Origin of the sequence: Pseudomonas sp. GD04058 (assembly GCF_029836855.1) — a bacterium.
In the GTDB taxonomy this organism is placed as follows: Bacteria; Pseudomonadota; Gammaproteobacteria; order Pseudomonadales; family Pseudomonadaceae; genus Aquipseudomonas; species Aquipseudomonas bharatica.
Window position 1 is genome coordinate 20,015 of record NZ_JAOECN010000006.1, and the last position, 24,165, is coordinate 44,179.

The window sequence follows — 24,165 nt, forward strand, 5'->3', positions numbered from 1 at the left end:
AGGTTCACGGAGCCTTGACCGATGAAATCGTTTGAAGTGAATTTTGATGGGTTGGTCGGACCGACCCATAACTACGGCGGCCTGTCCTACGGCAACGTGGCCTCGCAAAGCAACAGCCAGCAGGGTTCCAACCCGCGGGAAGCGGCGCGTCAGGGCCTGGCCAAGATGAAGGCCCTGGCCGACATGGGCTTCAAGCAGGGCGTGCTGGCGCCGCAGGAGCGCCCGGACGTGGCGGCGCTGCGTCGCCTCGGCTTCAGCGGCAACGATGCCGAGGTGATCCAGCGCGCGGCGAAAGACGCCATGCCGCTGCTGGTGGCGAGTTGCTCGGCGTCGAGCATGTGGGTTGCCAACGCCGCCACCGTCAGCCCGAGCGCCGACACCGCCGACGGTCGCGTGCATTTCACCGCGGCCAACCTGAACTGCAAGTACCACCGCAGCATCGAGCACCCGACCACCAGCCGGGTGCTGGGCGCCATGTTCGCCAATCAGCAGTACTTCGCCCACCACGCGGCGTTGCCGGCGGTTGCCCAGTTCGGTGACGAAGGCGCGGCCAACCACACCCGCTTCTGCCGTGCCTACGGCGAACCGGGGGTGGAGTTCTTCGTCTTCGGCCGCAGCGCGTTCGACACCCGCTACCCTGCGCCGCAGAAGTACCCGGCGCGCCAGACCCTGGAAGCCTCGCAAGCCGTGGCCCGCCTGCACGGCCTGAGCGATGACGGCGTGGTCTATGCTCAGCAGAATCCGGCGGTGATCGACCAGGGCGTGTTCCATAACGACGTGATCGCCGTGGGCAATGGCGAGGTGCTGTTCTACCACGAGGATGCCTTCCTCGAGACCGAGCGCGTGCTCGCCGAACTGAAGGACAAACTGGCCAGGCGCGGCGGCAGTTTCAAGGCGATCTGCGTGCCGCGGGCCCAGGTGACGGTGGAGGACGCGGTGCGTTCCTACCTATTCAACAGCCAGCTGCTGAGCCGCGACGACGGTTCCATGCTGCTGGTGGTGCCGGAGGAATGCCGCAACAACGAGCGGGTCTGGGCCTACCTGAACAGCCTGACCCGCCAGGGCGGTGCGATTTCCGAGGTGCGGGTATTCGACCTCAAGCAGAGCATGCAGAACGGTGGTGGCCCGGCTTGCCTGCGGCTGCGTGTCGCGCTCAATGAAACGGAACTGGCGGCGGTCAATCCAGGGGTTATCATGACCGCCCCGTTGTACGACACCCTGACCCAATGGGTCGACAGGCACTACCGCGACCGCCTCGTCGAAAACGACCTGGCCGACCCGCAGTTGCTGGTGGAATGCCGTACGGCGCTGGATGAGCTGACCCATATCCTCAAATTGGGTTCGGTCTATCCGTTCCAACTCAACCCCTGAAAGAGCACCCGAAAATGTCCGACGCCCTGCAACTGATCCTTGAAGACGAAGATGGCAACCAGCGCGAAGCCTCCACCAACCGCTTTGCGGTGATCTGGCAGGGCAAGGAAGTGTGGATCCAGCAGGACGGCCGCGGGCAGTTGCTGATCGGCGTCGATGTCGAGGAAGGCGATACCGAGTACGCCAACCTGCTGCTGCGTCCGCTGGCGACCAACCTGGTCAGCCTGCAACTGGAAATGGAGCCGGCGGATGTCGGCGACGATGACGATCACGTCCATGGTCCCGATTGCGGACATCATCACTAAGGAATCGCCCCATGCTCTCCCTCGGCAAACTGCTTGATCTGACCCTGTTCGAACGCGAGCCGGCCGAGAAGACCCAGGCCACGGTGCAAGGTGTACGCCTGCGCTGGCTTGCCGAGGGCGCGCTGGAGGTGCGGCCGCCGGAGTCGCAGGACAACGGCCTCGACCTGCTGTTGTCCGCCGGTATCCACGGCAACGAGACCGCGCCCATCGAACTGCTCGACGATCTGCTCGGGCGGATCGCCAAGGGCGAGATCCACCCGAGGGCCCGGGTCCTGTTCCTGTTCGGCAACCCCGAGGCGATGCGCAAGGGCGAGCGCTATATCGAGCAGGACGTGAATCGCCTGTTCAACGGGCGGCATGAACTGTCCAGCGGTCCGGAGGCCCTGCGCGCCGGGGACCTGGAGCATCTGGCGGCGACCTTTTTCAGCATCCCGGGACGTACCCGGTTGCACTACGACCTACACACCGCGATCCGTGGATCGAAGATCGAGCAGTTCGCGCTCTATCCCTACAAGGAAGGGCGCCAGCATTCCCGCCGCGAGCTGGCGCGCCTGCGGGCTGCCGGCATGGAGGCGGTGCTGTTGCAGAGCAAGACCTCGATCACCTTCACTGCCTACACCTACGAGCAACTGGGCGCCGAGTCCTTCACCCTGGAACTGGGCAAGGCACGGCCGTTCGGGCAGAACCAGCAGGTCAACCTCGACCTTCTGGAGACCCGGCTCATCCAGATCATCGAGGGCAACGAGCCGGTGCCGGCCGAAGAGCTGGACGGCCTGCAACTGTTCAGTGTCGCCCGCGAGATCATCAAGCACAGCGACAGCTTCCACCTGCACCTGCCGGCGGACATCGAGAACTTCTCGGAGTTGTCCAAGGGCTATCTGCTGGCCGAGGATCTGGCCGAGACGCGCTGGATCGTGGAGGAGGAGGGGGCGAGGATCATTTTCCCCAATCCCAAGGTGAAGAATGGACTGCGGGCGGGGATCCTGATCGTTCCGGCTTCGGCTGAAGGACTAGGCCAGTAGTACCGGCTTCATCGCTGGCAAGCCAGCTCCCACAGGGTCCGAGTCGCTGCAGAACCCTGTGGGAGCTGGCTTGCCAGCGATAGGGCCGCAACTATCAACAAAAAAGGCCGCGGTTCTCACCGCGGCCTTCTTCATTTACACCGCCACCTTCTGCGGCACTTCGCTACGGCGCAACGCCCGCAGTTTCAACAAGGTATCGGCACAGGTATTCGCCGCTTCCTCGCCCTTGAGCACGAAGTGCTCGAAGAAGAATTTCTGGTGCTCATCACCGGCATGGAAGTGATGCGGGGTCAGCACCACCGAGAACACTGGCACTTCGGTCTCCAGTTGGACCTGCATCAGCCCGCTGATCACCGATTGGGCGACGAACTCATGGCGATACAGGCCGCCATCCACCACCAGCCCGGCCGCGACGATCGCAGCATATCGGCCACTGCGCGCCAGCAGCTTGGCGTGCAGCGGAATCTCGAAGGCGCCGCCGACTTCGTAGAAATCGATATCACCAGCCTGATAGCCGTGCTTGGCCATCTGCTCGACGAAGCCCTTGCGGCTCTGATCGACAATATCCTTGTGCCAGCAAGCCTGGACGAAGGCGATACGCTCGTTGCCGTGGGCTTTGCTGTCGATTGGGGTTGCTTGCATTGAAACGGACTCCTGTTTGTATAAGAAACAGGGCATCTGGATCGAAAGGGATGGTCGCTCGCGAAAATGCGGACGAACGGACACAAGGTGCCTATCCCGTTCTCTCTTTATCCGGACTGTGACCGTCGGCCCCGGGATCGCACCGGGTCTGCTGACCTTGCAAAGCCTTGCCTGCAAGCGCTCGCGGGCTATGCGCGCTGGGCGCAATTACCGCCGGTGGGGAATTGCACCCCGCCCTGAGAACGTTGCCATCATGGGTGATGGCCGGGCTTTTTGTAACACAGTTTTCCGATGAACGCATAGCCTGCTAAGCAAATCGCCTCGATTAACCTTCTTTTCATCCGTGAATGGGCCTTTGCAGCGTATAAACCCACTACAACTGGCACGCAGGCTGGCTATAATGCGGCCCTTTGCCGTCGTTTTCGTCTTTTGACGCGCACTTTTGCCTCAGGCCGCCGTTTCCGTGGAAGAACCTATGAAAAGCGCAGAAATCCGTGAAGCCTTCCTTCGATTCTTCGAAGAGCAGGGACACACCCGAGTCGCCTCCAGCTCCCTGATCCCGGGCAACGACCCGACCCTGCTGTTCACCAACGCCGGGATGAACCAGTTCAAGGACTGCTTCCTCGGCCAGGAAAAGCGCGCATACACCCGCGCGGTGAGCAGCCAGAAATGCGTGCGTGCCGGCGGCAAGCACAACGACCTGGAAAACGTCGGCTACACCGCGCGCCACCATACCTTCTTCGAAATGCTGGGCAACTTCAGCTTCGGTGACTATTTCAAGCGCGATGCGATCACCTTCGCCTGGACCTTCCTGACCTCTGAAAAGTGGCTGAACCTGCCGAAGGACAAGCTTTGGGTCACCGTCTACGCGACCGACGACGAGGCCTATGACATCTGGACCAAGGAAGTCGGCGTTCCCGCCGAGCGCATGGTCCGCATCGGCGACAACAAGGGCGCGCCATACGCCTCCGATAACTTCTGGACCATGGGCGACACCGGCCCGTGCGGTCCGTGCACCGAGATCTTCTACGATCACGGCGCCGACATCTGGGGCGGCCCACCCGGCTCGCCGGAAGAAGACGGCGACCGCTACATCGAGATCTGGAACAACGTCTTCATGCAGTTCAACCGCACCGCGGATGGTGTCCTGCACCCCCTGCCGGCGCCATCGGTGGACACCGGCATGGGCCTGGAGCGCATCAGCGCGGTCCTGCAGCACGTCCACTCGAACTACGAGATCGACCTGTTCCAGAGCCTGCTGGCCGCTTCGGCCAAGGCCATCGGCTGCACCGACGAAGGCCAGCCTTCGCTGAAAGTGGTGGCCGACCATATCCGTTCCTGCGGCTTCCTGATCGCCGACGGCGTGGTGCCGTCCAACGAAGGTCGCGGCTACGTGCTGCGCCGTATCATTCGTCGCGCTTGCCGCCACGGTAACAAGCTCGGCGCCAAGGGCAGCTTCTTCTACCAGATCGTCGCGGCACTGGTGGCCGAGATGGGCGACGCCTTCCCCGAGCTGAAAACCCAGCAGGCGCATATCGAGCGTGTGCTGAAGACCGAGGAAGAGCAGTTCGCCAAGACCCTGGAGCAGGGCCTGAAGATCCTCGAACAGGACCTGGCCGACCTCAAGGGCAACGTCATTCCCGGCGAAGTGGTCTTCAAGCTGTACGACACCTACGGCTTCCCGATGGACCTGACCGCCGACATCGCCCGCGAGCGCGAGCTGAGCATCGACGAGGAAGGCTTCGAGCGCGAGATGGAAGCGCAGCGCGAGCGCGCCCGCTCTGCCAGCGCCTTCGGCCTGGACTACAACAGCCTGGTCAAGGTCGACGTGGACACCGAGTTCCTTGGCTACAGCGCTACCGAAGGCAGCGCGAAGATCGTCGCCCTGTACAAGGATGGCCAGTCGGTCGAGCAACTGGGCGAAGGCGAGGAGGGCGTTGTGATCCTCGACCGTACGCCGTTCTACGCGGAGTCCGGTGGCCAGATCGGTGACACCGGCTACCTGCAGGCCGGCGCCGCGCGTTTCGACGTGCGCGACACCACCAAGACCGGCGGTGCCTTCCTGCACCACGGGGTGATCGCCAGCGGCAAGCTCGTCGTCGGTGCCCAGGTCGAGGCCAGGGTCGATGCCGATGTGCAGAAGGCCACGGCGCTGAACCACTCCGCCACCCACCTGCTGCACGCTGCGCTGCGCCAGGTCCTGGGCGAGCACGTACAGCAGAAGGGCTCGCTGGTGAACAGCCAGCGCCTGCGTTTCGACTTCAGCCATCCGGAGGCGGTCAAGCCAGAGCAGATCAAGGCCCTGGAAGAGATCGTCAACCGCGAAATCCGCAGGAACTCCGAGGTGCAGACCGAAGAGACCGATATCGACACCGCCAAGCAGAAGGGCGCCATGGCCCTGTTCGGCGAGAAATACGGCGACAGCGTGCGGGTCCTGAGCATGGGCGACTTCTCGGTCGAGCTGTGCGGTGGTATCCACGCCAAGCGAACCGGTGATATCGGCCTGCTCAAGATCGTCAGCGAAGGTGGCGTGGCCTCCGGCGTGCGTCGTATCGAGGCGGTCACCGGTGCTGCGGCACTGGCCTACCTCAATGGCGCCGAAGAACAGCTCAAGGAAGCCGCGCAACTGGTCAAGGGCAGCCGTGACAACCTGATCGACAAGCTGTCGGCCGTGCTGGAGCGCAACCGCCAGCTGGAAAAACAGCTGGAGCAACTGCAGGCCAAGGCTGCCAGCGCCGCCGGCGACGATCTCGCCAACAGTGCGGTGGACGTCAAGGGCGTCAAGGTCCTGGCTGCACGCCTGGACGGCCAGGACGGCAAGGCCCTGCTGGCCCTGGTCGATCAATTGAAGAACAAGCTCGGCCGCGCAGTGATCCTGCTCGGCAGTGTCCACGAAGAGAAGGTCGTACTGGTCGCCGGCGTGACCAAGGACCTCACCGGCCAACTCAAAGCCGGGGATTTGATGAAGCAAGCCGCTGCGGCGGTGGGTGGCAAGGGTGGCGGTCGTCCGGACATGGCGCAAGGTGGTGGCGTGGACGCCGCAGCGCTGGACGGCGCACTGGCCCTGGCCGTGCCATTCGCAGAGCAGGGTGTCTGAGGCGCCGACGGCCCGTTGTCTAGTAGCGGGCCGTCGGCGTTGTGTTTTGTTTATTGGGTGCCCTTCACGGGCTGAGGCGGCTTTGAAATGGCGTTGATCGTACAGAAATTTGGCGGTACCTCGGTCGGCACAATCGAGCGAATCGAGCAGGTAGCCGAAAAGGTCAAGAAATTCCGCGAAGCCGGCGATGACCTGGTGGTTGTACTGTCGGCGATGAGCGGTGAAACCAACCGCCTGATCGACCTTGCCAAGCAGATCAGCGATCAGCCGGTTCCACGCGAACTGGACGTGATCGTGTCCACCGGTGAGCAGGTGACCATTGCCTTGCTCGCCATGGCACTGATCAAGCGCGGCATCCCGGCGGTGTCGTATACCGGCAATCAGGTGCGGATCCTCACCGACAGCGCGCACAACAAGGCGCGCATCCTGCAAATCGACGACCAGAAGATCCGTGGCGACCTCAAGGCCGGCCGCGTGGTCGTGGTCGCCGGTTTCCAGGGCGTCGACGAGCAAGGCAACATCACCACCCTCGGTCGCGGTGGTTCCGACACCACCGGCGTGGCCCTGGCGGCGGCCCTGAAGGCTGACGAGTGCCAGATCTACACCGATGTCGACGGTGTCTACACCACCGACCCGCGCGTGGTATCCCAGGCCCAGCGCCTGGACAAGATCACCTTCGAAGAGATGCTGGAAATGGCCAGCCTCGGTTCCAAGGTCCTGCAGATCCGTGCCGTCGAGTTCGCCGGCAAGTACAACGTTCCGCTGCGCGTGCTGCACAGCTTCCAGGAGGGTCCGGGTACCCTCATTACCATTGATGAAGAGGAATCCATGGAACAGCCGATCATTTCCGGCATCGCCTTCAACCGCGATGAAGCCAAGCTGACCATCCGTGGCGTACCGGACACTCCGGGCGTGGCTTTCAAGATCCTCGGCCCGATCAGCGCCGCCAATATCGAAGTCGACATGATCGTGCAGAACGTTTCGCACGATAACACCACCGACTTCACCTTCACCGTGCACCGCAACGACTACGCCAAGGCGCAGCAGGTGCTGGAAAACACCGCCAGCCAGATCGGTGCCCGGGAAGTGATCGGCGACACCAAGATCGCCAAGGTTTCCATCGTCGGTGTCGGCATGCGCTCCCACGCGGGCGTCGCCAGCCGCATGTTCGAAGCCCTGGCCAAGGAGAGCATCAATATCCAGATGATCTCCACCTCGGAGATCAAGGTTTCGGTGGTAATCGAAGAGAAGTACCTGGAGCTGGCCGTACGCGCTCTGCATACCGCCTTCGAGCTGGACGCTCCGGCCCGTTCGGGCGAATAAGCGGTGTCCCGGGGGCGCGGCCAGGCCGCGCTCCTTTTTTCGACCTGTGTGCCCCTTCACACCCTGGTCAATACTCCGGCAGAGGCCGGCAACCGTCCTGGTTGCAGTCCCGAGCCCGCTTTACCTACAGACTGTTGTCCCTGAACTGAATCCCGTGAGGAGTAACGTATGCTGATTCTGACTCGTCGGTGTGCCGAAAGCCTGATTATTGGCGATGGCGAAATTACCGTGACCGTGCTCGGCGTCAAAGGAAACCAGGTGCGCATTGGCGTCAACGCACCGAAGGAAGTGGCTGTGCACCGCGAGGAAATCTATCTGCGGATCAAGAAAGAGAAGGACGAAGAACCAACCCTTTAATTTTTCTCGTTTTTTTTTCAAAAAAGAGTTTGCAAACGGGGAAGGCTCTGGTTATTATACGCCCCGTGTTGCGGAGAGGTGGCCGAGTGGCCGAAGGCGCTCCCCTGCTAAGGGAGTATACCTCACAAGGGTATCGGGGGTTCGAATCCCCCCTTCTCCGCCATTATTCATGTAGGGCGCTGTAATCTGGCATGAATCGCTAAGTAGTTGAAATTAAACGAAAAAGTGATTGCCAAAAAGATTTAGCGAACTATAATGCGCGGCTTCAAATGCACTCGTAGCTCAGCTGGATAGAGTACTCGGCTACGAACCGAGCGGTCACAGGTTCGAATCCTGTCGAGTGCACCATATAGAAGAAGCAAGTTTCACTGAAATCTGCTTCGGCTTCAACCAGAGGTGATCTGGTCCATCAAGTACCAACCCTGCACTCGTAGCTCAGCTGGATAGAGTACTCGGCTACGAACCGAGCGGTCACAGGTTCGAATCCTGTCGAGTGCACCATAATCCAAGAAGCCGTTTCCTCTGGAAGTTGTTTCGGATACACCAGAGGTGATCTGGTTCATCAAGCGCCAACCTTGCACTCGTAGCTCAGCTGGATAGAGTACTCGGCTACGAACCGAGCGGTCACAGGTTCGAATCCTGTCGAGTGCACCATATAGACGAAGAGCCCGCCTTAATGGCGGGCTTTTTGTTTTCCGCAATTTGTTGATCCCGATAAATGATTTGTCATCCAGGCGTCGCCGGCGCGTGCTAATTTTTCAGGGAGTGGATGTGCTCTTTTTCGGGCACTGGCCGTCGCATTGATGGATTCGGGAGTTTGCCTTCGTCATTTCCGCAAACGATTGTTTTCACCGAGATTTTCAGCCCCTGGCAGCTCAAGCGGTGTATGATTGCGCCCGTCAGCCCCGCCGGGGCTTGTGGAATACCACCATGGACTTACCCAGTAGTTACTTAAAAGCCTGTTTTGCCAATCACGATGTGACTGATTGATCTCCCGGCGTGCTCCGCTGCTGGGAGTGGAGTTCGCCTATGACTGAAATCGAAGCAAAAAAAACGCAGGAAAGCCTGCAGGACCGCCTGGCCCAGGTGGTCGAGCTGCTGCAGCGCCAGCGCCTGGTCGAAGACCTGACCCACCGTCAGGAAGGCGCCCACAACGATCACGTGGAAAGCTTCGTCCACCGGCAGCACCTCGTCGAGCTGCAACGCAAGCTCGATGACCTGCACTCCGCCGACGTTGCCCATATTCTCGAAGCCTTGCCCCTGGACGACCGCCTGACCGTATGGCAGTTGGTCAAGGCAGAGCGCGACGGCGATATCCTTCTTGAAGTCTCCGACTCGGTGCGTGAAACCCTGATTGCCGACATGGACGATCACGAGTTGCTCGCCGCGGCCAAGGAGATGGACGCCGACGAACTGGCCGACCTTGCTCCCGAGCTGCCCCGGGATGTCGTCCACGAACTGATGGAAAGCCTCGACGCCCAGCAACGCGAGCGGGTGCGCTCGGCATTGAGCTATGACGAGGAGCAGGTCGGTGCGCTGATGGACTTCGAGATGGTCACCATCCGCGAAGATGTCAGCCTCGAAGTGGTCCTGCGCTACCTGCGCCGGCTCAAGGAATTGCCCAACCATACCGACAAGCTGTTCGTCGTCGATTACGACGGCATCCTCAAAGGCGTGCTGCCGATCAAGCGTCTGTTGGTCAATGACCCGGACAAGCAGGTCGCCGAGGTCATGGCCGACGATCCGGTCAGCTTCCATCCTGACGAGGACGCCTACGACGCAGCCCAGGCGTTCGAGCGCTACGACCTGGTTTCGGCTCCGGTAGTAGACAAGAACGACCGCCTGATCGGTCGTCTGACCATCGACGAAATGGTCGACCTGATTCGCGAAGAAAGCGAAACCGAAGTGCTGAACATGGCCGGTCTGCGCGAAGAGGAAGACATCTTCGCCTCGGTCTGGCGCTCGCTGCGCAACCGTTGGGCCTGGCTGGCAATCAACCTTATCACTGCCTTCGTGGCTTCCCGGGTGATCGGCCTGTTCGAAGGCTCGATCGAGAAACTGGTGGCTCTTGCGGCGTTGATGCCGATCGTGGCCGGTATCGGCGGCAATTCCGGCAACCAGACCATCACCATGATCGTCCGTGCCATGGCGCTCGACCAGGTCACTCCGGGCAACACTACCCGGTTGATGCGCAAGGAACTGGCGGTATCGCTGCTCAACGGCCTCATCTGGGGTGGCGTTATCGGGGTGGTGGCCTTCCTGCTCTATGGCAGTTGGTCGCTAGGGGTGGTGATGACCGCTGCAATGACCCTTAACCTGCTGCTGGCAGCGTTCATGGGGGTGTTTATCCCGATGACGCTTACGCGCCTCGGTCGCGACCCGGCAATGGGCTCCAGCGTGATGATCACGGCGGTGACCGACAGCGGTGGCTTCTTCATCTTCCTGGGGCTGGCCACCCTGTTCCTGCTGTAAGCCATCGTTGAATCAAGAGAGCCAGCTTTGCGCTGGCTTTTTTGTTGTCTGTTCCGGCCTCATCGTTGGCAAGCCAGCTCCCAAAGGGTTCAGCAACACCCCGGATCCAGAAAGTAAAACGCCCGGTGCAATCGATTGCGCCGGGCGTTTTGTTTTGAGCTGAAGTCAGTCGGGACGATCAGGACGCGTCCGCGGCCATCTCGACGTCATGGGCGATCAGGGCAACCAGGGCGTTCTGCTGGCGGTGGGACAGTTGGCGGAAGCGTTGCAGCAGCTCGCGCTCATGCAGGGACAGTTCCGGGCTGTCCAGGCGCATGCTCAGTTCGTCGCCCAGTGCACCTTCCTGGATCAGGCTCTGTTCCAGGCGGGCAATGATCTCGGAGTTCATGCTGCGGTGGTGGTTACGCGCAACCTCGGCAATGCGCTCACGCATTCCGTCTGGCAGGCGGACGACGAATTTGTCTGCGGTTCGGCTTGAGTAGATAGCCTGTTTCATTGGGCGCATATAATTGACCGGTTTAGTTCAGGGGGAGCGGTTCTTGAAGTTGGCCGCGCGATGAGACTAGGACCATCGATACGGTCAAATGTTCAACCTGAATTGTGAATGAGGTCGCAATAATGCCTCATTGTCGCCGGTTCCTTGGCGTCAATTCTGTGACAAATATTGAACCGGGTGGAGGCTTTTTGCCAGTACCAATTATCAGAAATGAGCACTGGTTTGAAAAGTTTCAATTCCCGCCTTCCCGATCCAGCCACCTTTTTGACTGTCGACGCTGACCAGCGAAAAGGTAACGGAAAGCGCCTAAAATACCTGCGCTTTTCCTATCTATGAGCATAGTGGCTATGCAGTATGACGCAAGGGGCGAGACCCCACCCAGGGCCGGCGGGAGATTGGTCTACCTGATGGGGCCATCCGGCTCCGGCAAGGACAGCATCATCGATCAGGCCAGGCCGGCGCTCCAGGCGCTGGGCGTGATTGTGATGCGGCGGGTGATTACCCGCTCCGCCGAGGCCGTGGGCGAAGCGGCGCACAGTGTATCGCTTCAGCAATTCCAGGCGCTACGGGAGCAGGGCGGGTTCGCCCTGGACTGGCAGGCCAACGGCCTCAGTTATGGCATTCCCGTTGAGATGGATCGCTGGCTTGCCGCTGGCCAATGGGTGGTGGTCAACGGCTCTAGGGCCAACCTGCCACAGGCCCGCAGCAGATACCCACACCTGCTGCCTGTGCTGGTCAGCGTTTCAGCCGCGGTGCTGGCCCGACGCCTGAAGGATCGCGGGCGGGAATCCGCAGAGGAAATCGAAGCCCGTCTGGCGCGCAACGCCCTGGTTTCCGCCGGGCTGGGCGCCGATGTGCATGATCTGGATAACTCCACCAGCCTGGCCGATGCGGCGCAGCGCCTTTTGGATATCTTGCGCGAAGCTGGCTTGCCGACTCAGAAAGCGTAGCGCTCCTCCTGGTTCACCTTGACCTGCGTCAGCGTGCCTTCTGCTTCACCCATGACCGCAGGACGCGCCTGCATCGAAGTGCGGTATTCCAGCGAATGGACCGGCGTTTTCGCGGGCAACAGGCCCATGGCGATCACGGCGGTCAGGGCCAGGGCATTCAGGGCGAGCAGGGCGTGAGTCATGGGCGTGATCCGGCTGTTGGGTGGGTACATTCCGTTATATTTCTTCCAGCATGCCGCATGCCATCTGAATAATTTTATTTTATCTTTTAAAATCAACAACTTACGTTAATTAGAGCAGGGTTCTTCCGTGCATCATGCAATGATGGCCTTGTGCTCCGTTGCAAATTGCACGAAGCCTGCACGCAGCTTGTGGATTCGGGCAGGCAAAAAGCCCGATCCATGGAATGACAAATACCTCCCGTCTGGTTAACATGCACGCCTTCCGCCGCGTGACGCCCGTCATCGGCTCAGGGTCTCAGTAGCTCAATTGGATAGAGCATCCCCCTCCTAAGGGGAAGGTTGGCAGTTCGAACCTGCCCTGGGACACCACCCCCTTCATTTCCCCCCTGTCGCATCCAGAAACGCCCCGGTCACGAATGACGCTTCGCTGCTTGCCAGCCAGAGAATGGCCTGCGCGATCTCTTCCGGCTGGCCACCCCGGCCTAGCGGAATCGTGTGCTTGACCCTGTCTACCCGTCCTGGCTCCCCGCCGCTGGCGTGCATTTCGGTATAGATGTGGCCGGCCCGAACGCAATTGACGCGAATGCCTTCCCCGGCAACTTCCTTGGCCAGGCCGGTAGTGAAGGTTTCCAGTGCACCCTTGGAGGCGGCGTAGTCCATGTATTCGTTCGGGCTGCCGAGCCTGGCCGCTGCCGAGGATACATTGACCACCACGCCGCCAGCGCCGCCATGGCGCTGCGACATGCGCTTGACCGCTTGCTGCGCGCAGAGTATCGGGCCGATGGCGTTGACGGCGAAGATCCGTCGTATCCGCTCGATATCCAGATCCTCCAGGCGTGACTGCCGGGCAATGATCCCGGCATTGTTGACCAGCACATCGAGTCGACCAAAGGTCTCGTCGACCGCGGCGAAAAGCCGGCCGACCTGTTCCGGGTCTGCGCTGTCAGCGCGCACAGGCAGCGCCCGGCTGCCAGCGGCGCGCACCTCCTGGGCCACGGCCTGGGCGGCCGCTTCATTGGAAACGTAGCTGATGACCACGTCGTAGCCGCGCGTGGCGGCAAGTCTGGCCGTTGCCGCGCCTATGCCGCGGCTGGCGCCGGTGATCACCATGACGGGTGCATGGGCAGTTGTGTCCATCGATGCTTACCTCGAAGTTGGGCTGGTCTGAAGGTACGGGCGCAGCGTCGACACCAGGGGCACGACGGCCAGTGCGGTGAGCACGGTCAGCAGCAGCGCAGTGGCTCGGCTGCTCAGGTCGGCGATCGCACCGAAAAGGATGGGGGCGATACCGCCGGAGCCGATGACGCAGGTATAGAACACCGCGAAAGCGCGTCCAGTATCGCCTTTCGATAATTCCGGGACGGTGCCGTACAGAACCGACGAGGTTCCGTTGAGCACGATCCCCAGCACGGGTAGCAGGAGCAGTGTCGGCAGCAGCGGAGTGACCAGCGTCGCCGCGATCAATAGCGCCGTTGCGCACTCGGCGAGCATGACGCAGCGCACCACGCCGATCCGCTCGCCCAGCCAGCCGAAGGTGAATTTTCCGAATGCGCCACCGATGAAGAGCAGGGCCAGGGCGACCCCGATCGTCGGCGAGTCGCCACCGCGGCCCTGGATGAGAAAGGGCAGGAACAGCAGATAGCCCATGCGCGTTGCGGTATCCAGGGCGCCGACCGTGGCCAGGATTGCGAAGCCCCGACCGTCCTGGGCGCGCCCCGGGGCACGCGTTGCGGCTCGCTGCGCTTGCATCGGCGTCGACGGTGCAAGCCTGGCCAGGGCCATGATCAGCAGGATGCCCAGCGCTGCCATCAGCACCATCACCGCTTGCCAGTCGATAACCGGTAGCAGCACCGCCACCAGCGCAGGCAGCAGTGCTTTGCCTAGGTCGCCGGAGAAGTTGTAGATACCCAAGGGACGCCGCGAATTTGCCCCGTATGTTTCGGTGACCAGCATCGAACTGCGCGGATGCTGGATACTCGAGCCAATGCCTGCCAGCACAAGCCCCGCGCAAAGCCCGATCATGCCCAGGGGCAGGGCCATGAGCAGCAGGCCGGCCAAGGCCAGTGCGGTCGAGAGCATCAGCGCCGCTCGCGGCGACCAGTTGCGCAATGCGCGGTCGGCGGGTATCTGCAGGCCGCCCATCGTTCCGGAATAGAGCGCGCGGATAACCGCCAGCCCGGCATAGGAGAGGCCGAACTGCGCTTGCCAGACCGGCAGGAACACATATAGCGCATCGGTGTAGCCGTCATGCAGGGCGTGGGTCAGGCAGGCTGCCGACAAGCTGCGTGACGCTTTTGCAGGCGTGCCGCTGGGAATCACTGGAAGCCGGGTTTGAGTATTCATGCAATGATGGTGAATGCGTTAAATAACTTGCACAAACCATATCTCCTAACGGAATACATTAGATTTTCTAAAGGAAAGAGTGATGCGCCGTCTTCCACCCCTCAACGCATTGCGCGTTTTCGAAGTGGCGGCCCGGGTGGGCAGCTACGCGGATGCTGCCCTGCAGCTGGGCGTGACCCAAGGGGCCGTGAGCCAGCAGATCGCTACGCTCGAAGACTGGTTGGGCCAGCGCCTGTTCATCAAGGAGGGGCGGCGGATGGTTGCCACACCGATGGCCCGCGTCTTTGCCGCTGAAGTCGGCCTGTCCCTGGATCGCCTCGCCGTAGCGGCCGAAGCCTGCGGCAGGCCCAGCGTGCGACGCATCCTTCGGGTCAGTGCGCCCACCAGCCTGGCGATGCGCTGGCTGATCCCCAGGCTCGAGCGCTATCACGCCGGGCATCCGGACATCGAAGTGGTGGTCACCACGGTTTCCAGCGTGGTGGAGGACCTGCGCGGCGGTGTCGACGTCGCGATCCGGCGCGGCGCTGCCCGGCCGGACCTGTGGCCGCATCACCACGTCGTGCCACTGCTGGAAGACCACGACACGCTGATCATGAGCCCAGCGTTGTTTTCCCGGCGCCCGATCCGCGAGCCAGGCGACATCGAAGGGCATCGCTGGCTGGCCAGCGAAACCCGTGCCGGAGACTGGCTGGGCTGGCTGGAAGCTGCCGGCCTGGAGCACCTGGAAGGCCATCCGCGGCAAACCTTCGATCATTTCTTCGTGACCCGCCAGGCCGTGGAAGACGGTCTGGGAATCGGCATTGGGCCGCTGCCGATGCTGGAGATCGACATCGCTCGCGGCACGCTGATGACGCCGTTGCCGGACATCAGCGTGTCCCGGACCGGATACGTGGCCCTGTTCCCGCGTCGGGCCGACCCGACGCAACTGCTTTCCGGCTTCGTGGATTGGTTGCTCGAAGAGGCAAGAGGCAGCGGCCCGGGTACAGTGGCCTGAACCAGGCCAGGTATCGCCGACGGCGATACCTGCCAGCATTAAACGCGAGGGCGTGTGCGGGCAACGTTGAGGTATAACCCGTCCATGCGCTATCGCCGCCTCGATCTCAACCTTCTCGTCGCCCTCGATGTCCTGCTCGAAGAAAGCAGCGTCAGCAGGGCGGCCGAGCGCCTGAACCTTGGTCAGTCGGCGACCAGTGCCGCCCTGGGGCGCTTGCGCGAGCACTTCCAGGATCCGCTGCTGGTCCCGGTTGGCCGCGGTCTGCAGCCCAGTGCGCTGGCCCGGCAGTTGGCACCCAGGGTCCGCGAACTGCTGCTGATGACCGACGCGCTGGTGGAAACCACGGCCGAATTCGATCCGGCCCGCTGCGAGCGCCGTTTCACCCTGATGGCCTCGGATTATGTGGCGGCGACCCTGATGCCTGCGGTCAGCCGCGCGCTGCGCCGTCTCGCGCCCGGCGCTTCGTTGGTGGTGCGCGAGCTGTCCCGGTCCCGTGATGGCGACCAGGTCGCCGAAGCCCTGGAGTACCGTCGCAGCGACCTGGCGATCGTGCCGCAACGCCGGATCAATCCCGCCTACCCCCACGCCGCGTTGCTCGACGATGCGTTGTGCTGCATCGTCTGCGCCGCACATTGGCCGGTCGGCCAGGCGCTGACGGAGGCGCGCTTTCGTGAAGGCGAGCACGTTCTGCGCGAGTTCGCCGATGGGCAGACGCTCTCCCTGGAGGCCCAGCACCTGCGGGACATCGGCATCGAGCGCAGGGTGGTGGCCACCGTGCAGAACTTTGCCCTCATGGCCGATTTCGTGGTCGGCACACCGCGTATCGCCACGCTGTTGCGCCGCCAGGCCGAAGCGCTGGCGCAGCGTTACCCGTTGCGTGTGCTACCGGCGCCTGTCGAATTCCCGCCTGCTGCCCAGGCCTTGCAATGGCATCCGCAGCAGGCCGGGGATCCGATGCTCGTCTGGTTCCGTCAGCTGTTGCTGGAGCAGGCGGCTCAGCTTTGAGGGTCGCCGGTGTCTCCCCGCAGGCCGACAGCGGCAATGGCCAGCAGCGCACAGTGTTCGTCGTTATCCGAGCTATCGCCGCTGACACCCATCGCCCCGAGCAGCCGCCCCTGTGCATCGCGCAGCAGGATCCCGCCGGGCACCGGAATCACTTCGCCGTCGGTGAGGCTGTTGATCGCATCGAAGAACGTCGGCATCGCCTGCGCGCGTCGTGCCAGTTCCCGACCGCCCACGCCCATGCCCAGGCAGCCGCGGGCCTTGCCGCTGGCGATGCGCGGCCGGAGGAAACTGGCCTGCTCGTCACGCAGCACCGCCAGTGGATGCCCGGCGGCGTCCAGTACCGCCGCAGCCAGGGGTTTGATGCCCAGCTCGCGGGCCTGGCGCAGGGTGGCCGCCGCCAGCCGTGCGGCCGTTTCAACGTCGAGTATGCTCATGTTCACAGGCTCCATTTGCCCAGCTCGGCCACGCGGTCGCGGGTGTAGAGATCGGTCCACTTCAGGGAGTTGAAGTCCGATACCTGCCTGGGGTCGTAGGCGGTACGCTGCAACTTCACCGGTTCGCCGGCCTTGTACACGGCCAGCAGGCGGCTGCGGTCCTGGAGGATACGGATATCTTCCAGCGGCGAGCCGTCGAGGATCAGCAGGTCGGCCTGCTTGCCCGATTCCAGGGTGCCAAGGGTTTCGCCACGGGGCATCAGGCGCGCGCCGACATGGGTCGCGGCGAACAGCGCCTCGGCGGGGGTGAAGTCCAGGCGTCGTACCAGCAGTTCCAGTTCGCGGGCATGCCACTCGCCATAGGGGGTCACGGCAAAGCCGCTGTCACTGCCGCAGGCGAACGGGACACCGGCGGCCTTGGCCCGTTTCAGCACCGGCGTACCCGACTCCAGGGTGCGGGCGCAGTAGCCGGCATAGCCTGTGGTGATGGCCGGGTCATGGGCCTGGCAGAAGTCCACGGTGTTCTGCGGGAAGGTCATGGTTGGCGCGAGGACGCTGCCTGCTTCGAGCAGCGCCTCGATACAGGCGTCGTCCATGTAGAAGGCATGGAACACCAGGTCGACCCCGGCCCTGGCCGCATACATGACCGCTTCACGCCCGTAGGCGTGGGCCGCCACCCGGCAGCCGAGGCGGTGGGCTTCCTCGACCATCTCGCGGGTCTCGTCGGCGGTGAAGGCGGCGATGATCTCGCCGTTGGCGCGGCGGTGAGTGCCGTCCATGGCGATCTTGATCAGGTCCACGCCGTCCTTGGCCTGCTTGCGGATCTGCGCAATGGCCTCGGTGCGGCTGGTGACCAGGGCGGCGGTGAAGTACTCCGGTGCGCCAACCCGGCTGGGAAACCAGTCGTTGAGGCTCTGGCGATTGGTGATCACCCGGCTGCTGGCGGCAATGCGTGGCCCTTCGAACAAGCCGGCGTTCACGGTGTTGCGTACGGCGATGCTGAGCTGGCCGCTGTCGCCGGGGCAGACCATCGACGTCACGCCCGCCGCCAGCACGTGCTGGGCGAAGAACAGGCCCCGCAGGGCGCGGAATTCGTCGCTGGTCCAGATATCGATGTCTTCCTCGCTTTGCGCATTGCCGAAGGCCAGGTGGGTATGCACGTCTATCAGGCCGGGCATCACGAAATGGCCGTGCACCTCACGGTCGCCCGGTTGCGGGCGCGGGGACCGGGTGCTCGGGCCGACGTGGCGGACCAGGCCGTTTTCGATGATCAGGGTCTGGTGCTGGCGGGGTTCGAGGCTGGTGCCGTCGAAGAGGGTTGCGCAGTGCAGGTGCAGGGCGGTCATGGGGTGGTGCCTCGTCTTGTCGTTTGTGACGCAGGCTAGGGGGCTGTGTTGGTGGGGACTATCAGATGCTGTCGATGGCTAGGCATTGACCGGATGGATAGGTCCAGCGCGGACCCTGTGTGTGCGGGTTCACCCGCGATAGCGGCAGTGAATTCACCATTGCAATCGCTGGCAAGCCAGCTCCCACAGTCGACCGAGTCGAGCCGGAATTCTGCGGCCGGCGCAGCACCCTGTGGGAGCTGGCTTGCCAGCGATAGCGGTAGTGAATTCACCGCTGTCATCGCGGGTAAACCCGCACACAGTCGATCGGTTCGAGCCGGAATTCTGCGGTCGGCGCAGGACCCTGTGGGCGCAGGCCCGCGTCACTCCATCAGGTCACCGGCAGATCAATATCCTGAATGCAATCCCGAATCCGTCCGCGCAACCACTTCAGCATCGGATCCCCGTCCATGCTCCGGTGCCACAGCATGTACTCGCCCATCAGCGGAATCTTCATGGGTGTCGGCAATATCCTCAGCGGCAGGTACCGCGCATAAAGCTGCGCCAGGCGCCGGTGCATGGTCGCCAGCCGGGGCGTGCCGACCAGCAGTTGCGCGAGCGTGTTGAAGTCGTTGGTGATCACCTCCAGGCGCCGCTTCACCCCGTACTGGTTCATGATCCAGTCCTCGATGCTCAGGTGCCGGTTGCGGCCGAAGCCCACCGAGATATGCCCCATGGCCAGGTACTGTTCCAGGCTCAGGCTGTCGCCGACCTCCGGGTTGTCGCGCCAGACCACGCAGACATGGTCTTCCTCGAACAGCAGCTGCGCCGGGTGATCGTCGATCCGGTAGCGCTCGGGCACGATCATCAGGTCCACCTCGCCGCGGATCAGCAGTTCGGAGCTGTTGTCGCCGGGGCTGAGCATCTCGAAGGTAACCCCTGGCGCTTGCCGGTGAATCCGTTGAATGACCTGGGCGAACAGCACGCTGATCAGGTAATCGGAGGTCACCAGGCGAAAGTGCCGCTTGCTGGCGGCCGGGTCGAATACCGGCCTGGCGGTGATCGAGGATCTGATCGTCAGCAGCACCTCGCGCACCGGCCCCGCCAGCTCCAGGGCATAGGGCGTCGGCTGCATGCGCCGGCCGACCTGCACCAGCAATTCGTCTTCGAAGAAGGTGCGCAGGCGTCCCAGCACCCCGCTGGTGGCGGACTGGGTCATGTGCAGGCGTTCGGCGGTGCGGGTGATGTTCTGCTCTTCGAGGAGCACGTCCAGGGCAACCAGCAGGTTGAGGTCCAGATGGTGAAAACGCATGGCTCGGGCTTCTTGTAGTTGTTTTGCCGATACCTTCCGGTCGCGCTCGCGCGCCGTCAATGCGCCCGGGTATCGCTTTTGCCGATGCCTGATATCCCCCTGCGCGATGCCTTCGAGGTATCGCGCCGCTCGATAGGTCGCATCCCGACAAGCGATTAGTCAGAGACAGCCGTGCAGGTCAACCTGTGCCCGTCGCCCGGTCTATCCCGCCGGGCGATGCCACCCCTGGCACACGACCCAGAACCGGTCCGGCTGCCTTACCGGCCGGTGGTGGCCAAGAAAAGATGCCAACAAAAACAATAAAAGAGGGTTCGTTCGATGGCTATTCGCTCCATCGCCGCATCGCGGCGTGCGCCTTCCACCCTGACGCTCGCTGCGGCGCTGGTCATGGGCATTCCCGGCGCCCAGGCATTCGAAATCCAGACCGGCAACCCGGACCTGAGCCTGCGCTGGGACAACACACTCAAGTACAGCGCCGCCTGGCGCACCCAGGACCAGAGCAGCAAGCTCACCCGCGGCCAGGTCGCCCTCAACCAGGACGACGGTGACCGTGCCTTCGCCAAGGGCCTGATCTCCAACCGCCTGGACATCCTTTCCGAGCTGGACATCGGCTACCGCGACTTCGGCGCCCGGGTCAGCGGCGCGGCCTGGTACGACACCGAATACCAGAAGGACAACGACAACAACGACCCGTCCCGGGCCAACGTGCGCTCGGTGGCCTACGACCGGTTCAGCGACGACACCCGTCATCTGCACGGCGGCGACGGCGAACTGCTGGATGCCTTCGTTTACTGGAACGGCGACGTCGCCGACCGCGCCGCCTCGGTGCGTCTCGGTCGCCACGGCCTGATCTGGGGCGAAAGCCTGTTCTTCGGCGCCAACGGCATTGCCGGCGGCATGGCCCCGGTGGACGTGGTCAAGGCGGTGTCGGTGCCCAACACCCAGTTCAAGGAAATCACCCGTCCGGTCAGCCAGTTGTCCGGTACCTACCAGCTCACCGACGCGCTTTCCGTCGGCGCCTACTACCAGTTCGAATGGGAAGAAACCCGCCTGCCGGGCGCCGGCAGCTACTTCTCGGTCAGCGACACCATCGGCACCGGCAACGAACGCCTGATCGTCGGCGAACCCTTCCCGGCGTTTCTTGGCGGCAATCCGGACAGCCCGGCGGCGTTCTTCCACGGCAAGGACAAGGACGCGAGAAGCTCGGGGCAGGGCGGCCTGCAGTTGCGCTACACCGCCGACACCGTCGAGTACGGCCTGTACGCCATCCAGTACCACGACAAGTCGCCCAAGCTGTACCTCAAGCCCAGCGCCAGCGGGCCCAACTACGCCAGCGGACAGATCGGCGAGTACTACTGGGTCTATCCGGAAGACATCCGCGCGCTGGGCGCCAGCTTCGCCACCAGCATCGATGAATACAGCTTCGCCGGTGAAGCCTCCATGCGCTGGAACATGCCGCTGGTTTCCAATGGCCAGACCATCGGTGCCGGCGTGGTTGCCGATAACGACGACCACCCGCTCTATGCCGTCGGCCGCACCGCGCACCTCAACCTGAACATGATCGCCTCGCTGGGCCCGTCCTTCGTCGCCAACGAGGCCAGCCTGGTCGGCGAGGTGGCCTGGAACCGCCTGCTCAGCGTGACGAAGAACCGCGCGGCCCTGGACCCGGGTGCCACCGACGACGGGGTCGGTCTCAAGCTGGTCTACACCCCGACCTACCGCCAGGTGTTCCCCGGCATCGACCTCAGCGTGCCGCTGGGCATCAGCTACTTCCCCATGGGCAAGTCGGCGGTGGTCAGCAGCTTCGGCCCGGACCGCGGCGGCGATTTCAACGTCGGGATCAGCGCCACCTACCTCGACCGGGTGACCTTCGGCCTGACCTACACCCACTACTACGGCCCCGAGGACACCAACCTCGATGCCCTCTCCCGATTCACCTTCAAACAAGCACTGAAAGACCGGGACTACCTGGCCTTCTCGGTTAAAACAACATTCTGAGGGGATCTCCGTGAACATTCCTTTCGCTCTCAAGACCTTCTGTGCCTCCTTGCTGTGCAGCGCAGTCCTGGGCCTGCAGCCGGCAGTGGCGGCGGGCGCCGACGACCTCGGCAAGCAGCTCACGCCACTGGGCGCCGAGCGCGCCGGCAACGCCGACGGCAGCATCCCGGCCTGGGACGGCGGCTACACCAAGGTCGATCCCTCGTTCAAACAGGGTGGCAAGCGCAATGATCCGTTCGCCGGCGACAAGCCGCTGTACAGCATCACCGCGAAGAATCTCGACCAGTACGCCGCCAGGCTCAGCGACGGCACCAAGGCCATGTTCAAGCGTTACCCGGAGAGCTACCGCATCGATGTCTACCCGACCCGGCGCACGGCCGCCGCGCCGCAGTGGGTCTACGACAACACCCTCAGGAATGCCCGCGAGGCGAAGCTGGTAGAGAGCAGTGCCGGCCCGGTGCCGGAAGGCGCCTATGGCGGCATCCCGTTCCCGCTGCCGAAGAACGGTGCCGAGGCCATGTGGAACCACTTGCTGAACTGGCGCGGCGTGTCCCTGGCCATGGACTTCCGCCACTACCTGATGACCGCCGACGGCGCCCAGGTGATGACCACCGACGGCAAGGCCGTGCAGGAGATGCCCTACTACTACCAGGACGGCAACGCGGCCAGCTTCGACGGTGACTACTGGCTGTTCCGCCTGCTCAACGTCGGCCCGGCCCTGCGTGCCGGCGAGCAGATCATGGGGCGTACCAACATCAACGGCGACAAGTCCCAGGCCCACGTCTACCTGACCGGCCAGCGCCGCGTGCGCAAGCTGCCCAACGCCTGTTGCGACACGCCGACGCCTGCCACTGCCGGGGTCATGTCGTTCGACGAACTGAGCGTGTTCCAGGGCCGTATGGACCGCTTCGACTGGAAGCTGGTGGGCAAGCAGGAGATGTACATCCCCTACAACACCAACAAGGTACAGACCGCCGCCAAACCTGAAGACCTGTTCGCCAAGCATCACCTCAACCCCGACTACGTGCGCTGGGAACTGCACCGGGTCTGGGTGGTGGAAGCCGACCTGGCGCCGGGCAAGCGCCACCAGTTGCCCAAGGGCCGCTACTACCTCGATGAAGACACCTGGCAAGCCATGCTCGGCGACCGCTGGGATGCCAACGGCCAACTGGCCAAGACCCTGTGGTCGCTGCCGTCGGTAATGCCCGACCTGCCGGCCGTGGCCCAGTTGTCGTCGGGCTTCTACGACCTGGTCTCCGGTGCCTGGTTCATCCAGAACCTCTACGCCGGCAAGGACCAGCAGTACGCCGTGGTCGATCGCTACAAGGCGGCCGAGTTCTCCCCGGCGGCAATGGCCGGGCGCGGCGTGCGCTGACCGCGAAGGAGGAGGGCAGGCGCTGCCCTCCCGTTCGGTACTGGATTTCGAGGTAGACATGAACAGATTGCTTCAGTCGAGCGGCCTGCTGCTGGTCCTCGCCTTGCCGCTGGCTTCCACTTGCCAGGCCCAGGCCATGCTGCAGCAGCGTGCGGTCGGCGATGTCCTGCAAAGCCCGGCGATGCAGATCGCCCATCCGCAGCGCGCCGTCTTCACCGCCCTGGCCCGGGCCGGCGAGCGGCTGGTGGCGGTGGGCGAGCGCGGGCTGATCCTGCTCTCCGACGACAACGGCCAGCACTGGCGCCAGGTTGCGGTGCCGGTCTCGGTGGGCCTGACCGCCGTGGCCTTTGCCGATGCCCGAAACGGCTGGGTGACAGGACATTCCGGGGTGGTCCTGGCGACCCGCGATGGCGGCGAGAGCTGGAGCCTGCAACTGGACGGCGAGCGTGCCGCGCACGTCGAGCTGGAGGATGCCCGCCGCGCCGCGCAGCAGGCGCCGGATGACGAGATGGCCGTGACCCGGCTGGAAACCGCCGAGCGCATCGCCGGCGAAGCCGCGGACAAACCCTTCCTCGCCGTGGCCGCCAGGGATGAGCGCAGCGTGCTGGTGGTCGGTGCCTATGGCCTGGCCCTGCGCAGCGACGATGGCGGCGCCAGTTGGCACTCGCTGATGGGCCGCATCGACAACCCCGACGGCCTGCATCTGTATGCCGTGGCGCGCCAGGGCGAGTCCTGGGTGCTGGCTGGCGAACAGGGCTACCTGGCCCGTTCCGACGATGGCGAGCATTTCCACCCGCTGCCCAGTCCTTATCACGGCAGCCTGTTCACCCTTGCCACCCGGGCCGACGGCGCGCTGCTGATCGGTGGGCTCAAGGGCAACGCCTTCGTCCTCGCCGCGGGGGCGCAACAGGCCGAAGCGCTGCCGACCCTGGCCCCGGTGTCGTTCAGCGACGCCATTACCCTCGGCGATGGCCGGGTGCTGCTGAGCAATCAGTCCGGTGGGCTGTTCACCAGTGCCGTCGGTGGCCTGGAGCCCGCCTTTGCCGCGCAGCGCAAGCCGGTGGCGGCGGTAGTCCAGGCCGCCGACGGCAGCCTGGTGACCGCCGGATTCACCGGGTTGTCCCGCGTCGCTGCGCCTACCGTTTCCGCTTCGGAGTGATCG

21 protein-coding genes, 5 tRNA genes and 1 riboswitch are annotated in these 24,165 nt (G+C 63.5%); of the genes, 18 read left to right on the top strand and 8 right to left on the bottom strand.

The genetic code is table 11. The annotated features are described in order from the left end of the window. Window positions 1-21 precede the first annotated feature (21 nt). Genes astB through astE form a run of 3 tightly spaced genes read left to right on the top strand, consistent with a single transcriptional unit; the run spans window position 22 to window position 2,698 of the window. Window positions 22-1,371, top strand: a complete 1,350-nt coding sequence (gene astB, locus N7650_RS07180) for an N-succinylarginine dihydrolase (protein WP_279897651.1) — start codon at window positions 22-24, stop codon at window positions 1,369-1,371. A gap of 14 nt (window positions 1,372-1,385) precedes the next feature. After that, window positions 1,386-1,676 (top strand): hypothetical protein, encoded by a 291-nt coding sequence (locus N7650_RS07185; RefSeq protein ID WP_009399032.1) that lies wholly within the window; start codon window positions 1,386-1,388, stop codon window positions 1,674-1,676. Between the two features lie 11 nt (window positions 1,677-1,687). After that, window positions 1,688-2,698 (top strand): succinylglutamate desuccinylase, encoded by a 1,011-nt coding sequence (gene astE, locus N7650_RS07190; RefSeq protein ID WP_279897652.1) that lies wholly within the window; start codon window positions 1,688-1,690, stop codon window positions 2,696-2,698. A 135-nt stretch (window positions 2,699-2,833) separates the two neighbouring features. Here astE and N7650_RS07195 read toward each other — a convergent pair whose 3' ends face one another. Then, window positions 2,834-3,340, bottom strand: coding sequence for a 6,7-dimethyl-8-ribityllumazine synthase (locus N7650_RS07195; RefSeq protein ID WP_009399028.1), 507 nt, complete (start codon window positions 3,338-3,340; stop codon window positions 2,834-2,836). A gap of 94 nt (window positions 3,341-3,434) precedes the next feature. After that, window positions 3,435-3,588, bottom strand: a riboswitch (FMN riboswitch). 227 nt (window positions 3,589-3,815) lie between these two features. Here N7650_RS07195 and alaS point away from each other — a divergent pair. From alaS to mgtE, 8 genes are all read left to right on the top strand, one after another. Continuing rightward, the gene (gene alaS / locus N7650_RS07200) at window positions 3,816-6,437 is read left to right on the top strand and encodes an alanine--tRNA ligase (protein ID WP_009399026.1); all 2,622 of its coding nucleotides are present in this window, start codon (window positions 3,816-3,818) and stop codon (window positions 6,435-6,437) included. A gap of 87 nt (window positions 6,438-6,524) precedes the next feature. After that, window positions 6,525-7,760 (top strand): aspartate kinase, encoded by a 1,236-nt coding sequence (locus N7650_RS07205; protein ID WP_009399025.1) that lies wholly within the window; start codon window positions 6,525-6,527, stop codon window positions 7,758-7,760. Between the two features lie 168 nt (window positions 7,761-7,928). Continuing rightward, window positions 7,929-8,117, top strand: a complete 189-nt coding sequence (gene csrA, locus N7650_RS07210; RefSeq protein WP_009399024.1) for a carbon storage regulator CsrA — start codon at window positions 7,929-7,931, stop codon at window positions 8,115-8,117. A gap of 72 nt (window positions 8,118-8,189) precedes the next feature. Further along, window positions 8,190-8,280: transfer RNA gene (locus tag N7650_RS07215), tRNA-Ser, on the top strand. A gap of 108 nt (window positions 8,281-8,388) precedes the next feature. Next, window positions 8,389-8,465 (top strand) — tRNA-Arg (locus tag N7650_RS07220). A 76-nt stretch (window positions 8,466-8,541) separates the two neighbouring features. Next, window positions 8,542-8,618, top strand: a tRNA-Arg gene (locus N7650_RS07225). Between the two features lie 76 nt (window positions 8,619-8,694). Continuing rightward, window positions 8,695-8,771: transfer RNA gene (locus tag N7650_RS07230), tRNA-Arg, on the top strand. 375 nt (window positions 8,772-9,146) lie between these two features. Continuing rightward, a complete protein-coding gene (gene mgtE / locus N7650_RS07235; RefSeq protein ID WP_009399023.1) occupies window positions 9,147-10,589 on the top strand; it encodes a magnesium transporter in 1,443 nt (480 codons plus the stop codon). 178 nt (window positions 10,590-10,767) lie between these two features. Here the strand turns inward: mgtE and N7650_RS07240 are convergent, their stop codons facing one another. Continuing rightward, complete coding sequence (locus N7650_RS07240) at window positions 10,768-11,094, bottom strand: Arc family DNA-binding protein (protein ID WP_003254499.1); 327 nt, start codon at window positions 11,092-11,094, stop codon at window positions 10,768-10,770. A 338-nt stretch (window positions 11,095-11,432) separates the two neighbouring features. Here N7650_RS07240 and phnN point away from each other — a divergent pair, with 338 nt between their 5' ends. Continuing rightward, window positions 11,433-12,035: a phosphonate metabolism protein/1,5-bisphosphokinase (PRPP-forming) PhnN gene (phnN, locus tag N7650_RS07245; RefSeq protein WP_279897654.1), complete on the top strand. Its 603-nt coding sequence runs from the start codon at window positions 11,433-11,435 to the stop codon at window positions 12,033-12,035. Here phnN and N7650_RS07250 read toward each other — a convergent pair. Continuing rightward, window positions 12,023-12,217 carry a hypothetical protein gene (locus N7650_RS07250; protein WP_279897655.1) on the bottom strand — a complete coding sequence of 65 codons (195 nt, stop codon included), beginning with the start codon at window positions 12,215-12,217 and terminating at the stop codon, window positions 12,023-12,025. The genes phnN and N7650_RS07250 overlap by 13 nt on opposite strands. Before the next feature lie 292 nt (window positions 12,218-12,509). Between N7650_RS07250 and N7650_RS07255 the strand changes: the two genes are divergently transcribed. Further along, window positions 12,510-12,586: transfer RNA gene (locus N7650_RS07255), tRNA-Arg, on the top strand. A gap of 6 nt (window positions 12,587-12,592) precedes the next feature. On the opposite strand, the gene N7650_RS07260 is transcribed toward N7650_RS07255, so the two are convergent. Beyond that, window positions 12,593-13,354, bottom strand: a complete 762-nt coding sequence (locus tag N7650_RS07260; RefSeq protein WP_279897657.1) for an SDR family oxidoreductase — start codon at window positions 13,352-13,354, stop codon at window positions 12,593-12,595. A gap of 6 nt (window positions 13,355-13,360) precedes the next feature. Then, window positions 13,361-14,560 (bottom strand): MFS transporter, encoded by a 1,200-nt coding sequence (locus tag N7650_RS07265; protein ID WP_051032720.1) that lies wholly within the window; start codon window positions 14,558-14,560, stop codon window positions 13,361-13,363. Window positions 14,561-14,642: 82 nt separating this feature from the next. Here N7650_RS07265 and N7650_RS07270 point away from each other — a divergent pair, with 82 nt between their 5' ends. Then, entirely contained in the window at window positions 14,643-15,554 is a 912-nt protein-coding gene (locus N7650_RS07270; RefSeq protein WP_279897658.1) for a LysR substrate-binding domain-containing protein, read from the top strand. 84 nt (window positions 15,555-15,638) lie between these two features. After that, window positions 15,639-16,559, top strand: coding sequence for a LysR family transcriptional regulator (locus N7650_RS07275; protein ID WP_279897659.1), 921 nt, complete (start codon window positions 15,639-15,641; stop codon window positions 16,557-16,559). Here N7650_RS07275 and N7650_RS07280 read toward each other — a convergent pair. The 3 genes from N7650_RS07280 to N7650_RS07290 all read right to left on the bottom strand — a co-directional run bounded on the left by N7650_RS07280 (window position 16,550) and on the right by N7650_RS07290 (window position 19,630). Then, entirely contained in the window at window positions 16,550-16,993 is a 444-nt protein-coding gene (locus N7650_RS07280; RefSeq protein ID WP_279897660.1) for a heme-binding protein, read from the bottom strand. The two genes, N7650_RS07275 and N7650_RS07280, sit on opposite strands and share 10 nt — an antisense overlap. 2 nt (window positions 16,994-16,995) lie before the next feature. Continuing rightward, window positions 16,996-18,339, bottom strand: coding sequence for an amidohydrolase family protein (locus N7650_RS07285; protein ID WP_009403009.1), 1,344 nt, complete (start codon window positions 18,337-18,339; stop codon window positions 16,996-16,998). A gap of 370 nt (window positions 18,340-18,709) precedes the next feature. Beyond that, window positions 18,710-19,630, bottom strand: a complete 921-nt coding sequence (locus tag N7650_RS07290; protein ID WP_279897661.1) for a LysR family transcriptional regulator — start codon at window positions 19,628-19,630, stop codon at window positions 18,710-18,712. Window positions 19,631-19,948: 318 nt separating this feature from the next. On the opposite strand from N7650_RS07290, the gene N7650_RS07295 reads away from it, so the two are divergent. From N7650_RS07295 to N7650_RS07305, 3 genes are read left to right on the top strand one after another with little or no spacing between them, the layout of a single operon-like run. After that, the gene (locus tag N7650_RS07295) at window positions 19,949-21,628 is read left to right on the top strand and encodes a DUF1302 domain-containing protein (protein WP_279897662.1); all 1,680 of its coding nucleotides are present in this window, start codon (window positions 19,949-19,951) and stop codon (window positions 21,626-21,628) included. Between the two features lie 10 nt (window positions 21,629-21,638). Further along, the gene (locus N7650_RS07300) at window positions 21,639-23,003 is read left to right on the top strand and encodes a DUF1329 domain-containing protein (RefSeq protein ID WP_009403004.1); all 1,365 of its coding nucleotides are present in this window, start codon (window positions 21,639-21,641) and stop codon (window positions 23,001-23,003) included. A 58-nt stretch (window positions 23,004-23,061) separates the two neighbouring features. Then, a complete protein-coding gene (locus tag N7650_RS07305; RefSeq protein WP_009403002.1) occupies window positions 23,062-24,162 on the top strand; it encodes a YCF48-related protein in 1,101 nt (366 codons plus the stop codon). Window positions 24,163-24,165: the final 3 nt, after the last annotated feature.

Excerpts from the sequence above, each read along its gene's own strand:
- astB (WP_279897651.1), top strand. The coding sequence starts at position 22 with ATGAAATCGTTTGAAGTGAATTTTGATGGGTTGGTCGGACCGACCCAT.
- N7650_RS07185 (WP_009399032.1), top strand. The coding sequence starts at position 1,386 with ATGTCCGACGCCCTGCAACTGATCCTTGAAGACGAAGATGGCAACCAG.
- astE (WP_279897652.1), top strand. The coding sequence starts at position 1,688 with ATGCTCTCCCTCGGCAAACTGCTTGATCTGACCCTGTTCGAACGCGAG.
- N7650_RS07195 (WP_009399028.1), bottom strand. The coding sequence starts at position 3,340 with ATGCAAGCAACCCCAATCGACAGCAAAGCCCACGGCAACGAGCGTATC.
- alaS (WP_009399026.1), top strand. The coding sequence starts at position 3,816 with ATGAAAAGCGCAGAAATCCGTGAAGCCTTCCTTCGATTCTTCGAAGAG.
- N7650_RS07205 (WP_009399025.1), top strand. The coding sequence starts at position 6,525 with ATGGCGTTGATCGTACAGAAATTTGGCGGTACCTCGGTCGGCACAATC.
- csrA (WP_009399024.1), top strand. The coding sequence starts at position 7,929 with ATGCTGATTCTGACTCGTCGGTGTGCCGAAAGCCTGATTATTGGCGAT.
- mgtE (WP_009399023.1), top strand. The coding sequence starts at position 9,147 with ATGACTGAAATCGAAGCAAAAAAAACGCAGGAAAGCCTGCAGGACCGC.
- N7650_RS07240 (WP_003254499.1), bottom strand. The coding sequence starts at position 11,094 with ATGCGCCCAATGAAACAGGCTATCTACTCAAGCCGAACCGCAGACAAA.
- phnN (WP_279897654.1), top strand. The coding sequence starts at position 11,433 with ATGCAGTATGACGCAAGGGGCGAGACCCCACCCAGGGCCGGCGGGAGA.
- N7650_RS07250 (WP_279897655.1), bottom strand. The coding sequence starts at position 12,217 with ATGACTCACGCCCTGCTCGCCCTGAATGCCCTGGCCCTGACCGCCGTG.
- N7650_RS07260 (WP_279897657.1), bottom strand. The coding sequence starts at position 13,354 with ATGGACACAACTGCCCATGCACCCGTCATGGTGATCACCGGCGCCAGC.
- N7650_RS07265 (WP_051032720.1), bottom strand. The coding sequence starts at position 14,560 with ATGAATACTCAAACCCGGCTTCCAGTGATTCCCAGCGGCACGCCTGCA.
- N7650_RS07270 (WP_279897658.1), top strand. The coding sequence starts at position 14,643 with ATGCGCCGTCTTCCACCCCTCAACGCATTGCGCGTTTTCGAAGTGGCG.
- N7650_RS07275 (WP_279897659.1), top strand. The coding sequence starts at position 15,639 with ATGCGCTATCGCCGCCTCGATCTCAACCTTCTCGTCGCCCTCGATGTC.
- N7650_RS07280 (WP_279897660.1), bottom strand. The coding sequence starts at position 16,993 with ATGAGCATACTCGACGTTGAAACGGCCGCACGGCTGGCGGCGGCCACC.
- N7650_RS07285 (WP_009403009.1), bottom strand. The coding sequence starts at position 18,339 with ATGACCGCCCTGCACCTGCACTGCGCAACCCTCTTCGACGGCACCAGC.
- N7650_RS07290 (WP_279897661.1), bottom strand. The coding sequence starts at position 19,630 with ATGCGTTTTCACCATCTGGACCTCAACCTGCTGGTTGCCCTGGACGTG.
- N7650_RS07295 (WP_279897662.1), top strand. The coding sequence starts at position 19,949 with ATGGCTATTCGCTCCATCGCCGCATCGCGGCGTGCGCCTTCCACCCTG.
- N7650_RS07305 (WP_009403002.1), top strand. The coding sequence starts at position 23,062 with ATGAACAGATTGCTTCAGTCGAGCGGCCTGCTGCTGGTCCTCGCCTTG.